This window comes from Bacillus sp. FJAT-26390 (genome assembly GCF_001682865.1).
In the GTDB taxonomy this organism is placed as follows: Bacteria; Bacillota; Bacilli; order Paenibacillales; family Paenibacillaceae; genus Pristimantibacillus.
On record NZ_MAQX01000033.1, the window covers coordinates 252880 to 267814 of the forward strand.

The window sequence follows — 14935 nt, forward strand, 5'->3', positions numbered from 1 at the left end:
TGTTTGCCTTCCTATTCCGTCTCGCCAAGGCGATACGCCTTCGGCGAGATGCCCTCCTGCTTCTTGAACACCTTGCTAAAATATTTCTCGTCATGAAATCCAACCATTTCGGCGATCTTCGTAATGCGCAGGTTCGGATTGACCATCAGCAGCTTCGCTTTCTCGATTCGTTTGCCGGAAATGTAATCCGTAATGTTGATGCCATACTCCTGCTTGAACTTGCGCGACACGTACTCGCGGCTGACGAAAAACCGCTTCGCAATATCCTGCAGCGACAGCTCGGCTTGATAATTTTGCTCGATAAAGGCTGCAATGTCGCTCATTTTCGCTTTCTCTTGCGTCTGACGCTGCACGATTGCCAGCGATAACCGCATTAATAGCAAGCGAGACCACTCGCGCCAATCCTGCAGCGATAGCACAGCAGCATTCACATGCGGCGACTTCTCCGCAAGCTCCTCCAGAATCATCAGCGTCTCCTCGTCCGCCGCATGGCGGCCTTGTGCATCGCGAATCATTCTGGCACAGAAAAGAAGCGCATCCGTCTTATAATCCTCAAGCATTTGCGGCGACAAATACCCGCTCGAGCGTGCCGCTTCAAGCCACAGCTCCGATGCAGCGGCGAGCTGCTCCTCATTGCCGCTAAGCGCCGATACCTTCCACTCTTCTTCCCATTCCGCGAAAGCGATTCTACTGCCGCTCTTGGCCTCTTCAAAGAGATGAATATAGTGATTGGCATCCATCATATTCCGGCGCCACAAAGCAGTTAGCGCATCATCGTATTGAGTCGGCAGCGCATCAGGAAACGCCCCCGGCATGCTCGTTCCCATATGGATCCGGCGCTGAAGCGTCACAAATAAGCCCTCATTGATGGCTTGAAGAACAGCGGGCATCTGATCCACTTCTTCCCATAACGCAATAACGATTTCCGTAGGCGCTCCCCAGTGCCGGAAGGCGACGCCCTTTTGACCCGGCAGCAGAAACTCATTGCAAATATTAATAATCGCAAAATGAAGCAATTCACTGTCCCACGCGAAGCGCTCATGCAGCTGTCTGTCGCCTGCATCAACCTGCATGAGCGCAAGCCGCGCAGCGCGCGCCCCTTCTGGAACGAGCCGCTCCTCCCGCAATCTGCGCAGAGCCGCTTGCGCCGTAGCCGGCTCCGTGATTAACGCGGTAAGCAGCTTCTCGCCATAGACCGGCTTGAATTCATTAAGCCGCATGCTCTGCTTTTGCCGGTCAGATCGCTCCTTCTCCTCCACCCGCCACTGCGCGGCTGCCTTCGCCACCGCCGCATTAATAGCCTCCGGTTCAATAGGCTTCAACAAATAATCGATTCCGCCATGCCGGACTGCCTCGCGTACGAAGTCGAAGTCCCCGCGTCCGCTCACGACTATAAATTTGATCGTTCCGGCAAATTCATTTACCGCTGCCATTAGATCAACGCCGCTGCCCTCCGGCATCATCATATCCATAATGACAATGGCGGGCTTGTCCTGCCTCATCCGCTCGATAGCTTCGAATCCGCCGCTTGCTTCCTCTATTTCATCAATGCCATGCGTCTCCCAGTTCACAAGCAGCCGAACGGCTTTTCTAACGCGTGCTTCATCATCCACGATCAGTGCTTTCATCATTCGTCCTCCCCTCAACCACCGTCCTCTTAATCAGAAGCGTAATCTGTACGCCTTGAGGCTCTTTGTTCTTGATCTCAAGCCGCGCTTCATCGCCATAAACCATCTTCATGCGCGCCAGTACATTGTTTAAACCAATCTTCGGCTCGGCATCATCCTGTGCAAGCTTTAACGATCGGTTGATATTATCCGCAGAAAGCTTCGATTGTTCCTCTATGCCGCTTGCGCCCCGGGCCGGAGCATCCTCCCGCTCTCGATGCGAATAGGCTACACTAGCCAGCTCTCGGCGCAGCTCGGACAACCGCCACTCTGGTATCGCCGCCCCGTTATTTTCGACAATGATTGCAAGCAGCCCATCCTCACGCTCATGCGCACGCAGAAGCAGCACGCCATCCTCCGCCGACTTATCCATGCCATGCTTAAAATAATTTTCAATAATGGGCTGCAAAATCATTTTCGGCATTTGCGCTTCCATCAGCCTATCGTCCACATCGACATGAAAAACAAACCGATTCTCATAACGCTCCTTCTGAAGCTCCACATAAGCCTTCAAATGATCCAGCTCATCCCGCAGCGTAATGGCGCTTGCCTCATTGTCCATGCTGTAGCGCATCATGCGAGCAAGCGCGGACAGCAGCGCATAAATGCGCGGCACGCCCAGCTCCAGCGCCAATGTCCCGATAATTTGGATCGTATTATTTAGAAAATGCGGATTAATCTGCGCTTGCAGCGCCCGCAGCTGATTCGTCTTATTCGCCAGCTCCAGCTTATACTCGCGCAAGATTAAATTGTTGATCGTATCCATCATGCTGCGGAAGCGAACGACAACAAGGCCGATTTCATCATTTCCGGATGGCTGGATCGGCACGTTCAAATTGCCGGCTTGCACCTGGTTCATATAGCGGACCAGTTGCTTGACGGGAGCCGTTATGCGCAGCGAAACGATGATGGTCGCCGTGACAATAACGGCAAGCGACAAAGCGAGCAGCATAAGATTAATAGCCGCGGCTTGATTCGCCTCCCGAATAAGGTAGGACGTCGGAATGCGTTTGATGATCGTCCAGCCCGCTACCTCCGTCTGCACTCGCTCATAGACGAGCAGCGCGCCGCCTTGCTCAAAGTGGCCGCTCTCCTCGCCGCCGGCAGCCAATGAGCCGCTGAACCAAGACGCCTTAAGCGGCTTTCCAAGCAGCCTTTCATCATCTGCAAATACGACATAGCCGTTATCGTCGACCACATACAAATCCTCTTCGCCGACGTCATAGAGCTGCCCCACGATGTCTGTAAGCAGCGACAGCTTCACATCCATCGAGACATAACCAAGCTTCTCGCTAGAAGGAATCCGCTCAATGCGCCGGTGCAGCGTGAAGACCAGCTCGCTGGGCTGCTGGGGCTGCAATGAGGAAAATCCATACGTATGGCTTTTATGAGTCGGTTGAATCGAAATGCTCTCACCGCTGCCTACATAGGCATCCAGATCCGGGAAAGGCGCGATATCGTTCGCCCGCTTGGCGCCCGCTACATTCGTGACGATCGTAGCCCGTTTGCCGAGGCTGGCGTATAAGTAAACCTGGTGCACCGCCGGCACCGAGGACTTCATATAAGATAGAGCCGCGAATACGCGGCTGTCCGTCTGAAAGTCGGCTAATCCCGTTTGCAGCTGCCGATACAGCTCTGCATCCGAATACACGTTAAGCGAGCCGAGATTAAGCTCCTCCAGAACGGCGGTTACGTTCCGCTGCCCTTGATAAAGCAGGTTTTGCGCATCCTCGAGCGCTCTCTCCTTCATTGACTTCGCCGTATAGCTGTATGTCACAATCATCGTCGTCACAATCGGCACGATGGTCGCAATCAGCATAAAAACAATTAATTTAGTCCGTATGCTATTGAATCTCAAAACTAAGCCGCCTCCGCTCCCGATCAATATATTGCACCTGACCGGTCACATCCGTCGGTGTTTATCACTCTCTGTCCCTTGCATAATTAAACATACAATAGTTTTCTGGTGAAAAGAAAGGGGAGTTGCAACGATGGGCAGCAAGAGAATGTCTGGATGGTGGCCGCAATTGGTGTTTGTGGGGCCCGTTACCGTCTTTTTTCTACTTATTATGATTATCCCGTTTCTGCTTGGCATGTACTACTCGTTTACCGATTGGAACGGCGTTGCAGGAACTGTAAATTGGGTCGGGTTCGACAACTTCAAACAAATTTTTACGAATGATGCCGACTTCTGGTCTTCCTTCTGGTTTACGATTCGGTTCACCGTCGTTGGCGTTATTTTAACCAACTTGGTCGGGTTCTTCCTAGCCTACCTGCTTACAAAGAAGCTAAAATCACGCAACGTCCTGCGGACGATTTTCTTTATGCCTAACGTAATCGGCGGCTTGCTGCTCGGCTTCATTTGGCAGTTTATATTCGTAAAAGGCTTCTCCACCGTCGGCGACATGACCGGCTGGTCCTTCTTCAACCTTCCTTGGCTTGGCGATGAAACGACTGGCTTCTGGGGCATCACGATGGTATTCGTCTGGCAGTCAGCCGGCTATCTGATGGTCGTGTACATTGCTTCCCTTACGAACGTATCGAAGGAAGTGCTTGAGGCTGCTGAGATCGATGGCGCCACTCGCTTGCAGGTGCTTCGCAGCATTATTTTGCCGCTTATTATGCCTGCCGTTACCGTCTGTCTTTTCCTTGCAATCTCATGGTCGTTCAAAATGTTCGACCTTAACCTATCGCTCACCAAGGGCGGGCCGTTCAAATCAACGGAATCCGTCGCGCTCAACATTTATGCGGAAGCGTTCCAAAACAACCGCTACGGTCTTGGTACCGCTAAGTCGCTTATCTTCTTTATCGTCGTTGCCGTCATTACGCTTATACAGGTTCGCGTCACCAAGAGCAAGGAGGTTGAAGCTTAATGGATACGAAAAAATATACCGGAAAGCTGTTCATAACCGAAGCGATCATGATTATCGTCGGCCTATTATTCCTTGCGCCCTTTTATTTTCTGCTCGTTAACTCGGTTAAGCCGTTCGGCGAAATTATGGCCAATTCGGCAAGCTGGCCGCAGGTGTTCAACTGGGAGAACTACTCCCGCGCTTGGAAGCTGACGAGATTCCCGCAAGCCTTCAGCAACTCCATGATCATCACGGTCGTCACCGTTGTTCTGACGGCTCTCATCAGCGCGATGGGCGCTTACCGGATGGTTCGTTCCAATACGCGCTTTAACCGCATTTTGTTTATGCTTTTTGTAGCCGCTATGGTTATTCCGTTCCAGTCGATTATGATCCCGCTCCTAAAAGTCGTGAACGTGCTGGGCGTCAACAATAGTATGTACGGTCTTATTATGTGTTATCTCGGTCTCGGCGCTCCGCTCTCGCTCTTTCTATTTCACGGCTTCGTCAAAGCGATTCCGCTAGAAATTGAAGAAGCGGCGACCGTTGACGGCTGCAATCCGATTACGGTATTTTTCCGAATCGTGCTTCCGCTGCTAAAGCCGATGCTTATGACCGTCATTATTTTGAACTGCCTGTGGGTATGGAATGATTACTTGCTTCCGTCGCTTATTTTGCAGAAGCCCGATATGCGTACGATTCCGCTTGCGACCTTCGCGTTCTTCGGACAATATACGAAGCAATGGGACCTTGCGCTTCCAGCGCTTGTACTTGGCATAACGCCTATCGTAGCTTTCTTCTTATTATTACAGCGTTACATCGTTGAGGGAGTTGCGGCTGGTTCGGTTAAAGGCTAACGCTTATAATCAAACGGTCGATTCCATATACTAAAACTTGAATCAAGGGGGATTTGCATCATGAATAAAAAGCTGACCATGCTATCGCTTAGCCTTGTGCTGGCCATGAGCATCATCTTGTCCGCGTGCGGCGGAAGCAACAATGAAGGCGGCGGCACGGACAAAGACAAGGGCGAGACAAAAACCGTAACCATTTTCCAATTCAAAACCGAAATTGTGGAAGGCCTTAACGAATTGGCTGTGGAGTTTAATAAAGAATACCCTAACATTAAGCTGGACATTCAAACGGTAGGCGGCGGCGCTGACTATGGGGCTTCCCTTAAAACAAAGTTCGCGGCGGGCGACGCGCCTGACATTTTCTCTAATGGCGGTTACGCAGAAATGGAAATGTGGCTGGACAAGCTCGAGGATCTATCCGACCAAGCATGGGTGAAGGATCTTGTACCTTTGGCTGCTGAGCCTATGACCAAAGACGGTAAAGTATACGGCATGGCGATGAACCTTGAAGGCTTCGGCTACATCTATAATAAAGATCTTTTTGCTAAAGCGGGCATTACGGAGCTTCCGAAAACGTACTCTCAGCTAGAAGCTGCCGCTAAAACGTTAAAAGCAGCAGGCATTACGCCGTTCGCCAACGCGTACCAAGAGTGGTGGCTGATGGGTAACCAAGGCATTAACCCTGCATTTGCGCAACAACCGGACGTCAATGCTTTTATCGCCGGCCTTAACGATGGCTCTGTAAAAATTCCAGGCAACGAAAAATTCGCAGAATGGGCCAAGCTGATGAAGCTGACGGTTGATTACGGCAACAAAAACCCGCTGACAACGGATTACAACACGCAAGTATCGTTGTTTGCCAGCGGCGAAGCTGCAATGATGCAGGAAGGCAACTGGGCACAAGTGCAAATCGACAGCATCAATCCTGACATGAACCTAGGCGTGCTGCCGATGCCGCTTGGCGAGGATGCTGGAGCGAACGACAAGCTGAACGTTGGTATTCCCGCTAACCTTGTAATCAACAAAGAATCCGACGTGAAGGAAGAAGCGAAAACATTCCTGAACTGGCTCGTTACTTCCGATATCGGTAAAGAATACATCGTGAAGAAATTCAAATTCATTCCGGCTCTTTCCACGATTACGGCTACTCCTGAGGATATGGGCGATATCGGAACCGAGGTTTACAACTACGTACAAGCTGACAAAGTACTTGGTTTGCAATCCTCGAAATACCCCGATGGCGTAACGCAGGAATTTGCCAGCGTCATTCAACAGTACATCGCAGGCAGAATCGATGAGTCCGCATGGGAGACTGGCATGCAAGGCGCTTGGGATAAGCTGAAAAAATAAGCTTTAAATAAAGAAAACAGCCGTTTAACCGTCCATCATGGAGGTTGAGCGGCTGTTTTTTCATTTATCTCAGAGAAGGGCACGCTCGCATTGGCAGGCTCTTCGTTTTTATTCTTTGCCCAGCTTGCGCGACACCTGCTCGGCAGCATGCTGCACCGCTTGGATCGATAGTCGCCTTAGCTTATCATCAAAGCGGTATTTGGGACCGGCTATCGACAAGCTCGCCACAAGCGCTCCTCTTGAGTCGAATATAGGCGCGCCAACTGCGCATACATCGGGATCAATTTCCCCCTGTGTGAGCGCATAACCCTGCTCGCGGATATGATGCAGCTCTTGCAGCAGCGTATCCTTGGATAAGTTCGGCGCAAATTTGTCGAGCACGTTCTGGATCGTTTTTTCGCTCTCGTAGGCTAATATGGCTTTGCCTGAAGCACCCAAATAAAGCGGCAGCATTCTTCCGTTCTCGGCGGAATATTGAATGAGCGCCTTGCTCCTGACCGTCTGAATGCTGATCGCGCTTGTGCCCGAACGGACAAACAGCAGCGAGGTCTCGTTCGTCTCCTGCGTCAATTCCTCCATGATAGGGAGTGCAAGCGGTACCAGCTCTCTGTGCACCTGTTGACTGAGACTCCTCGCAAGGTCCAATATCCGCATGCCAAGGCCGATTTGCCCTTTGCCTCTGCGCTCCACGATCCCATTCTGCTCCAGCGTTTGCAAGAAACGATAAATGGAGCTCTCCGGTATGGATACCTTCTGTGCGATGTCGCTCACGGACAAAGCTCCGTCCGCTTCGGCAAGCGCAAAGAGGATGTCCAGCGCTCTGCTCAGCGTCTGTGTTCCATTCATCGACCTTGCTTCAGCATTTGTGCTTGGATTCTCTTCTATATATTTAGTTGTCAGCTTATAAACCCCTTTCCGCGAGATGGGCTGCCGGTTTCTCATCATCTCCCAGATGATGAATGAGCGTACCGCTTTTCAATAGCTTATATGCGGCATGGATATCTCCAGTCAGGCTTCGATCCTGATCCAAAAAAGGAATGACGGACCACCACGCGGTCTTTATTCCAGCCTACACCCCGGTTAAAGCCGTATATAGGAACATCGCTTGATGACTGGCTTAACACAAATTTTCCGGAGCGATCAAGCCCTTGCCAAGCTTCCTCCGCAATTTCCACACGAGCAAAATCATCCGCTACCCGCTGCACGTCTTCTATCGTCAACGTACTTCCATTCAATAAAAGGCTCCGGTCCTTCTGCTTGGTGGTCATCGGCCTATTCCTGTATGCCTTCCAGCGCGTAGGCTGCAAGCGGTATGCCAAGCGCCTTCTCTACCTCAGGATATACGGTTGGATCTTTGACGCTTGAGCTTAACGGAACCTCGCTCTTATTGATGGACAATACGGCAAGCTTGCTTCCTACCTCCACATGACCGACGCTGACCGGCAAGCCCGTTTCCGTAGACAGCGTCGTAATGACATCCGGGTACGTCGTTAACCGATTGCCGCGGCTGTCGTCGGCTGCCATATATTCATTCATTACGTGAAGGGTGATCGTATCTCCATCTACGTTCACATCAATGGTCCCAATATCGAAAGCACCTGAATAATGGACTTCTCTGCGCGTAACCACACCCTCCCCAAGAATGGTACCGTTTGTCTGAGTGACAATCGTATCGATCACCGCCTGCGCGCCTTGCGGCTGCGCTGCGATAATCGCCTTGCCAAGCTCGATTGCAATCGTGATCCCGCCGATTGCAGCATGCTTCTTAATGTAGGAAGCCGGTAGCGGATGGCGCGCCGATGCGATGAAGCCTCCCGCTTGATCGGCGGCCGTACGCAATATGTTTGAAGTCTTAGAGGGCGAGCCTTTGACAACCAGCTCAAGATAAGAGCCATTTTCGCGTTTTCCTCCGACGACAACTTGAATCGTTTCGAAATCGTCCAGGGCGGCGAGTCCCATCGAGCCCATTTTCCCAGTTGGATGAGCGCGTATGTCCCCTGTTGCATCAACGACAACCAAATCAAGCAGCGCGGCCGGAAGCCAGCCGTTAATGGTGCTCGACATCCCGTTTTGAGGAGTCATGACGCCCACGATTTTGCCATCGTAGCTCTCCTGCAGCAGCTTCACCGCTTTAATATAATCCGTTCCAAGCATTTGCCAATCTGTCCCTGCTGGCGCACCAATCGCCGTTGCGGTAATAATAATCGCGTCATCCGGAAGCTCATCGACGGATACGAGCCGCGGCTGCCCGATCGCTACGGCCGCTCCTCCGATTTGCAGCCCATGGTCCACCCAGCCCCCGCCTCCGCATGCAAAGACGGAGCCTCCTCTTACCGCTGCCCATACATCCTCATTTGTCAGAATACGCATCGTCATTCCCCCTATTTCATTCTCGTTTACGAGTTTGTTATAATCCGCCTAATTCCTTTGCGCTCTACTTCAACCAGCGATTCCTCATACCCGGCATCTGCGTATCGCAAAACGCCGAGGCCAGTATCATTATTTAACGTAGTCTCCAAGCGAATATCGCTTTCAGCTGACCCATCCGCAACCAATGTAACGCCAGCGCTTGTCATGTAACCGGAATATCCGCCGCCGCCAGAGTGAATCGTCACAAGATCAGCCATGGAAGAGCAATTCAACATCGCGTTCAAAAGCGGCCAATCCGCGATGGCATCGCTGCCATCCTTCATTTTCTCCGTCATAATATTGGGATGGGTCATCGACGCGGCATCTAGATGATCGCGTGAGAATGCCACCGGACCGCTCAAAATGCCCTCTCGCACCATTTGGTTCACGGCAAGTGCAAGCTTCGTCCGTTCCCCGTGACCGAACCAGCCAATTCTTGCGGGCAAACCCTCAACGGGGACATGCTCGCGCGCCAGCCGAATCCAATTGACGATAATGTCGTTATCTGCGAACGCTTCGAGAATATATTCGTCGATCGCTTGTATATCGCGTGCCTCGCCGCTGAGCGCAACCCAGCGGAAAGGGCCGATAGCCCTTGCGAACAAAGGTCGGAGGAACGCTTCTGTGAAAATATCAATTTCAAACGCCTGCTCCACGCCGTACCGCTGCGCCTGTGAGCGAATGTTGTTCCCGTTGTCGAACACGATGGAGCCCCGTTCTTTAAATGCCAGCATCGCCCTTACTTCCCTTGCGATAGAAGCTCCAGCAGCATCTTGCAGTCTAGCGGGCTCCTGTTCTCTCAGAGCCTGTAGGTCCTCTGCACGGTATCCGGCAGGAATATAGCCATAAAGCAAATCATGCGCAGAGGTCTGATCCGTTACAATATCGGGCACGATGCCGCGCTGCACAATGGCTGGATAAATATCCGCCGCATTGCCGACAAGCCCCACCGACAGCGCTGCCTTGTTCTTAACGGCATCCTCGATCCACTCAAGCGCCTCGTCCAAGCTGTCCGTCTTACGCTGCAAATAACCCGATTGAATGCGGCGGTCGACCCGCTCCTCGGATACTTCAACGCAGAGAATAGCAGCCCCGGCAAGCGTTCCGGCAAGCGGCTGCGCGCCTCCCATGCCGCCAAGGCCGGCGGTAAGAATAAACCTGCCGTGCAGATGGCTGTCAAAATACTTCCTCGCGATGCTCTGAAAGATCTCATAGGTGCCTTGAACAACGCCTTGCGACCCAATGTATTGCCACGCCGCAGCCGTTAATCCGCCCCAAATGAGCAGACCTTTTTCCTCCAGCCGGTAAAAGTTCTCACTCGTAGCCCATCGCCCGACCAAATTGCAATTCGCCATTACGATCAGCGGCGCAAAACGGTGCGTCTTAAATATGCCGATCGGCTTCCCTGATTGGATCACCAGCGTTTCATCTTCTTCCAGCTCTTTAAGCGTTCTCACAATTGCATGGTAAGAAGGCCAATCGCGTGCTGCCTTAGCGAGTGCCGCATATACAATCAAATCCTTCTGGTTCTCTCCGTTCTCGAGCACATTCTCCAGCATCCGAAGCAGCGCTTCCTGTCTCCAGCCTTTGCAGCGAAGCTCCGTGCCCCTAGCTGCGGTTATTCGTTCCATTAGGATCATCCTTTCCTCTTCATTATCCAGACTTTCCTACCTCTGCTGCCGGCTTCTTATTCCATGAATAAGTAGAAATAAATACACCCGCCAATATAATAATTCCACCCAGCAGCTGAGTCGCTTCAATGGCATCCCCTAGCAGCAAGAAGCCAGCTAGGAGAGCGATAAATGGCGGCAAATTGTTAAATAGCGAGGCGGTTCCGGCTCCCACAACCGCAACGCCGTGGGTCCACCACCAGCCTGCCAGCACATTCAGCAGCCCGGCGGCGGCAAGAAGCGCCCACATGATGCCATCCCTGCTTACTTCAAGCTTGCTAAAAATACTTTCGCTAGCCGCAAGCGGGAGCATAAGCGAGCCGCCAATGAACGCGGAATACAGATTAACCGAAAACGCCGAAAGCTTTTGAGACAACCTAGGAATAAACAACAAGCTGACCGAGAAGCCCAGCATCGCAATAATTAAATAGAGATCGCCAATCGACACGCCAAGGGCTGAGCGGCCCGGGACCACAATGACAAGGACGCCTGTGAAGCCAAGAAGCGCCCCGCCCAGCTTTTTGCCTTCCAGCCTCACCCGGAAAAATACGGCCTCCAGCAGAAGGGTCACCAGCGGAGCAACCGCATAAATAAGAGAGCCATTAGCAGCAGTCGAGTACTGTAGTCCAAGAAAATAAAAGGGCTGCTGAATCAAGGTGAAAAAAAAGGAGGACGCGAGCAGCAGCAGCCACTCGGTCCTTGTTGGTTGCTGAAGGGACTGCGTTCTGCTAATGGCAAACAGAACCACTCCCGTCACTAGAATCCGAAGAAAAGATAAGAGCACGGGTGAAAAACCTCTAAGCAGATAAGCGCTAAGGACGTAGCTGATTCCCCACAAAAACGTAACGGCAAACAGCCCCATGTAAGCCGTTTTACTCGATGGCGGCGCTGCTGGCATTACGACCACTCCCTCATCGGCCTGATCATCAGAAGGGAGACGCGGAGTTTTTGTAAGGGAGCCGGTCCTCTTCCTGCAGCTTCCACTGCACGCCATCGATATAAATGGCATCTACTTCCTCATTGTAAAAGCTGAGCCGCCCGGCTATTTCATGTACCTCTGGCAGCGCTTCGGCATAGCTCCACACAATATCTTTGGTCGTTTGCCCATCCTCGTGTAGAGCGGACCAATAGGTGGCGGTCCCTTTGTACGGGCATTGCGTCGTCGTAGCGGACGGCTTCAGCAGATCGAACCGAATATCCTCTTTCGGCAAATAATAACGGGGCGTCAGACCGGTTTCGTACAAAATAACCGGACGACGGCTATCCGCGATCAGCTTGCCGCCTATGTACACCTGCACATGGCGGGAGCTTGGAATCGCGTCGATTCGCGAATACGGATCTCTGGCATGCACGAAAATTTGCTCTTCTTCCTCATACCACGCATCCGCTTGCTTCCAGGCAAAGGAGATATAGCCTTTAATGATCGAGCTCTCGCCCGCAGGTTCCGGATATTGCCATGCTGCCCGCTCGAATACAAGATTATCGACTGTAATATCTCCATATACAGCCTCCCCCTTGTTCCCTTGATTCTCGCGCTGCTCCGACCAAGCGATAAGCTCCGTCTTCACATCCTCCAGGGGGAAATAATAGACAGGCAGCCTGCCCGTTTCCGTCACGACCAATACTTGCTTGCTATCGGCTACCGTAACTCCGCCAAAGACGACACGAATCCATTTGGGGCTGCGCTCCGCTCGAATTTGCCACCCTTCGCGCTGACCGTCCCGCAATGACCATTGTGGATCTATATGCGACATTTCCCATCACTCCTTTGTCTTAAATACGTACCGACGTATTCCGATTGGCTGGTCGCTGCAAATTCAAGTGGTCGCGAAGCGTGCGGCCTGTATACTCCGTACGGAACAAACCGCGGCGCTGCAGTTCAGGAATAACCAAGTTAACGAAATCATCGAGGCTGCCCGGCAAATGCGGGAATGCGATATTGAACCCGTCAGCCGCGCCGTTTACGAACCACTCCTCCAAATGGTCAGCGATCTGCTCCGGCGTACCGGCGAAGCCGCGCTTGTTCGTTACCCGCTGATACAACTGGCGAAGCGTCAGAGGCTCTTGCTTCAAAATTTCCAGTATCCGTTCCAAACCGCTCTTGCTCTGATTAAAGCTATCGATTTCAGGAATGAAAGGCAGCGGCTCATCAAGCGGATAGCCGGAAATATCGTGACCCAAATAATGCGACAGCAAATCCAGTCCAAGCTTCTGCGGCGTCAGCTCCTCAATTACCGCAAGGCGCTCCTTGGCCTCCGACTCCGTACGGCCGATAATCGGCATGATGCCCGGCAATATTTTCAGCTCGTCTGGATGCCTGTTGTATTTGACCATTCTGTCTTTAATATCCTTGTACAGCCGCTGTCCATCCTCCAGCAAGCCGCCCGGCGCAAACGTCGAGCCCGGGGCAAAAACAACCTCCGACTTGGCAGCCGCCAGCTCTTTGCCAGCCTCGGATGCGCCTGCTTGGATAAGCACGGGATAACCTTGCGGCGGACGAGATACGTTAAGCGGCCCTCGCACGTTAAAATCATTGCCTTTATGGTCCAGATTATGAAGCTTATCCTTATCCGCAAAATAACCCGTTTCTTTGTCGAAGAGCAGGGCATCATCCTCCCAGCTATCCCACAAGCCTTGCGTCACCTCTACGAATTCGCTTGCCCGCTCATATCTAAGCGCATGCTGGAGATGCTTCTCCTTGCCGAAGTTGCGCGCTTCCTCATCCGTTTGAGAGGTTACGATATTCCACGCCGAACGTCCGTTGCTTAAGAAATCGAGCGTAGCCAGCTTTCTAGCGATATGATAAGGCTCGTTATACGTCGTGGAGATAGTCGCAGCCAGCCCGATGCGCTCGGTTACAACCGATAGTGCCGATAGAAGGGTGAAAGGCTCCGGCCGGATGCTGTTGGAATGGCTTACGCCCGATTCGAACCGATCCCAAACGTACAGCTCATCCGCATAAAAGAACATATCGAACTTGCCGCGCTCGGCCGTCTGCACAATTCGTTTGTAATAATCGAAATTAAGCAGTCCCTCCGCTTCCGCCTCCGGGTGACGCCAGCTGGAAATATGCTCGCCTGCGGGAAAATACATCATGGCGCCTAATGCCATTTGTTTTTTTGGTGTGCTCATTTTACGATCACAGCTCCTTCGTATTGTTGTTATTTTTCAATCAAGCCGTTAGCCGTCAGCCACTCTTTGGCAACATCCAATGCCGGTCTTTGCTTTAATTCCACTTCGCCGTTCAGCTTCTGCATTTCCGCATCGGTAATTTTTCCGGAAAGCTTATTCAAGACCTTCTCCAGCTCAGGATGCTCCTTCAGCACCTCGTCACGAACGATTGGCACCGCATAATACGGAAGGAAAACATGCTTATCGTCTTCGAGTACAACAATCGGCTTCACCGTGATCTGGCTGTCTGTCGTATATAAAATCATTGAGTCAATCAGCTTTTGGTCGATCGCCTGATACGCGAGGCCAGGGTTTTGAATCGTTTTGATTTCTTTGAACTTCGGATTGTATTTCTCAAGAATCGGAGGCCAAGCATCGGGACGGTTAATGAATTCCTCGCTTGCGCCGAAGATCAGCTCGCCGGATTTCTCTGCCAGCTGGCTAGTCGTCTTGATCCCGTATTTATCCGCTTGGTCCTTATGCAGGCCAAATGCATACGTGTTGTTGAACCCTATTGGGTCCAGCACGGTCAGCTGGTTTTTCTCTTTCAGTTCTTTTTTCACCTTATCGTAGGCTACCTGAGGATCAAACTCCGGCTCCGCTTTAAGAATATTGATCAGTGCCGTTCCTGTGTACTCCGCATAAACATCCACTTTATCCTCGTTTAAAGCGTTCCAAAGCAACGAGTTATCCAGCGTCTCTACATTCGCTTTCAGCTTCGTATCATTCTCGATAAGCAGCTTGAACGCATTCGCCAAAATATCCGACTCCGCAAATCCTTTGGTTGCGATGTTGATCGTGCTAGACTTGCCTGAGCCTGTAGCAGAGCATCCGCTCATCACGGCAATTAACAATACTGCTGCCCCCAAAATAACGGTATTGCGAAGCGAATATTTCCCCCTGTTGCTGTTGCTGCTTGCTGTCGAATGACTTGCTTTCATTGTCGTTTTCCCCTTTCGTGTTTT

General features: G+C 51.8%; 13 protein-coding genes. 3 read left to right on the forward strand and 10 right to left on the reverse strand.

All coding sequences use genetic code 11. The features are described from left to right. Positions 1–11 precede the first annotated feature (11 nt). Both A7975_RS25445 and A7975_RS25450 read right to left on the reverse strand, forming a co-directional pair. Complete coding sequence (locus A7975_RS25445) at positions 12–1631, reverse strand: response regulator transcription factor (protein ID WP_255314556.1); 1620 nt, start codon at positions 1629–1631, stop codon at positions 12–14. Then, complete coding sequence (locus tag A7975_RS25450; RefSeq protein ID WP_065386993.1) at positions 1606–3525, reverse strand: cache domain-containing sensor histidine kinase; 1920 nt, start codon at positions 3523–3525, stop codon at positions 1606–1608. Before A7975_RS25450 ends, A7975_RS25445 begins: the two co-directional genes overlap by 26 nt. Before the next feature lie 133 nt (positions 3526–3658). Between A7975_RS25450 and A7975_RS25455 the strand changes: the two genes are divergently transcribed. The 3 genes from A7975_RS25455 to A7975_RS25465 are packed head-to-tail and all read left to right on the forward strand — an operon-like array spanning position 3659 to position 6720. Then, positions 3659–4540 carry a carbohydrate ABC transporter permease gene (locus tag A7975_RS25455; RefSeq protein ID WP_053373696.1) on the forward strand — a complete coding sequence of 294 codons (882 nt, stop codon included), beginning with the start codon at positions 3659–3661 and terminating at the stop codon, positions 4538–4540. Then, the gene (locus tag A7975_RS25460) at positions 4540–5373 is read left to right on the forward strand and encodes a carbohydrate ABC transporter permease (protein ID WP_053373695.1); all 834 of its coding nucleotides are present in this window, start codon (positions 4540–4542) and stop codon (positions 5371–5373) included. The genes A7975_RS25455 and A7975_RS25460 overlap by 1 nt, the downstream gene beginning before the upstream one ends. A 60-nt stretch (positions 5374–5433) precedes the next feature. Continuing rightward, entirely contained in the window at positions 5434–6720 is a 1287-nt protein-coding gene (locus tag A7975_RS25465; protein WP_065386994.1) for an ABC transporter substrate-binding protein, read from the forward strand. Positions 6721–6828: 108 nt separating this feature from the next. On the opposite strand, the gene A7975_RS25470 is transcribed toward A7975_RS25465, so the two are convergent. The 8 genes from A7975_RS25470 to A7975_RS25505 all read right to left on the reverse strand — a co-directional run bounded on the left by A7975_RS25470 (position 6829) and on the right by A7975_RS25505 (position 14911). Next, positions 6829–7566, reverse strand: coding sequence for an IclR family transcriptional regulator (locus A7975_RS25470; protein WP_053377566.1), 738 nt, complete (start codon positions 7564–7566; stop codon positions 6829–6831). A 137-nt stretch (positions 7567–7703) separates the two neighbouring features. Further along, positions 7704–7988, reverse strand: a complete 285-nt coding sequence (locus A7975_RS25475; RefSeq protein WP_053373693.1) for an aromatic amino acid lyase — start codon at positions 7986–7988, stop codon at positions 7704–7706. 4 nt (positions 7989–7992) lie between these two features. Continuing rightward, the gene (locus A7975_RS25480; RefSeq protein WP_065386995.1) at positions 7993–9090 is read right to left on the reverse strand and encodes a thiohydantoin desulfurase; all 1098 of its coding nucleotides are present in this window, start codon (positions 9088–9090) and stop codon (positions 7993–7995) included. A 26-nt stretch (positions 9091–9116) separates the two neighbouring features. Next, positions 9117–10769 carry a thiourocanate hydratase gene (locus tag A7975_RS25485; protein WP_255314560.1) on the reverse strand — a complete coding sequence of 551 codons (1653 nt, stop codon included), beginning with the start codon at positions 10767–10769 and terminating at the stop codon, positions 9117–9119. Positions 10770–10782: 13 nt separating this feature from the next. Then, entirely contained in the window at positions 10783–11697 is a 915-nt protein-coding gene (locus A7975_RS25490) for a DMT family transporter (RefSeq protein ID WP_065386996.1), read from the reverse strand. A 28-nt stretch (positions 11698–11725) separates the two neighbouring features. Further along, positions 11726–12553 carry a DUF427 domain-containing protein gene (locus A7975_RS25495; RefSeq protein WP_053373690.1) on the reverse strand — a complete coding sequence of 276 codons (828 nt, stop codon included), beginning with the start codon at positions 12551–12553 and terminating at the stop codon, positions 11726–11728. A 19-nt stretch (positions 12554–12572) separates the two neighbouring features. After that, the gene (locus tag A7975_RS25500; protein ID WP_053373689.1) at positions 12573–13931 is read right to left on the reverse strand and encodes an LLM class flavin-dependent oxidoreductase; all 1359 of its coding nucleotides are present in this window, start codon (positions 13929–13931) and stop codon (positions 12573–12575) included. A 29-nt stretch (positions 13932–13960) separates the two neighbouring features. Beyond that, the gene (locus A7975_RS25505; protein ID WP_053373688.1) at positions 13961–14911 is read right to left on the reverse strand and encodes an ABC transporter substrate-binding protein; all 951 of its coding nucleotides are present in this window, start codon (positions 14909–14911) and stop codon (positions 13961–13963) included. Positions 14912–14935 lie beyond the last annotated feature (24 nt).

What these genes read in the sequence shown, in the direction of transcription:
- A7975_RS25445 (WP_255314556.1), bottom strand. Translation starts at nt 1,631, where the DNA reads ATGATGAAAGCACTGATCGTGGATGATGAAGCACGCGTTAGAAAAGCC.
- A7975_RS25455 (WP_053373696.1), top strand. Translation starts at nt 3,659, where the DNA reads ATGGGCAGCAAGAGAATGTCTGGATGGTGGCCGCAATTGGTGTTTGTG.
- A7975_RS25460 (WP_053373695.1), top strand. Translation starts at nt 4,540, where the DNA reads ATGGATACGAAAAAATATACCGGAAAGCTGTTCATAACCGAAGCGATC.
- A7975_RS25465 (WP_065386994.1), top strand. Translation starts at nt 5,434, where the DNA reads ATGAATAAAAAGCTGACCATGCTATCGCTTAGCCTTGTGCTGGCCATG.
- A7975_RS25470 (WP_053377566.1), bottom strand. Translation starts at nt 7,566, where the DNA reads ATGAATGGAACACAGACGCTGAGCAGAGCGCTGGACATCCTCTTTGCG.
- A7975_RS25475 (WP_053373693.1), bottom strand. Translation starts at nt 7,988, where the DNA reads ATGACCACCAAGCAGAAGGACCGGAGCCTTTTATTGAATGGAAGTACG.
- A7975_RS25480 (WP_065386995.1), bottom strand. Translation starts at nt 9,090, where the DNA reads ATGCGTATTCTGACAAATGAGGATGTATGGGCAGCGGTAAGAGGAGGC.
- A7975_RS25485 (WP_255314560.1), bottom strand. Translation starts at nt 10,769, where the DNA reads ATGATCCTAATGGAACGAATAACCGCAGCTAGGGGCACGGAGCTTCGC.
- A7975_RS25490 (WP_065386996.1), bottom strand. Translation starts at nt 11,697, where the DNA reads ATGCCAGCAGCGCCGCCATCGAGTAAAACGGCTTACATGGGGCTGTTT.
- A7975_RS25495 (WP_053373690.1), bottom strand. Translation starts at nt 12,553, where the DNA reads ATGTCGCATATAGATCCACAATGGTCATTGCGGGACGGTCAGCGCGAA.
- A7975_RS25500 (WP_053373689.1), bottom strand. Translation starts at nt 13,931, where the DNA reads ATGAGCACACCAAAAAAACAAATGGCATTAGGCGCCATGATGTATTTT.
- A7975_RS25505 (WP_053373688.1), bottom strand. Translation starts at nt 14,911, where the DNA reads ATGAAAGCAAGTCATTCGACAGCAAGCAGCAACAGCAACAGGGGGAAA.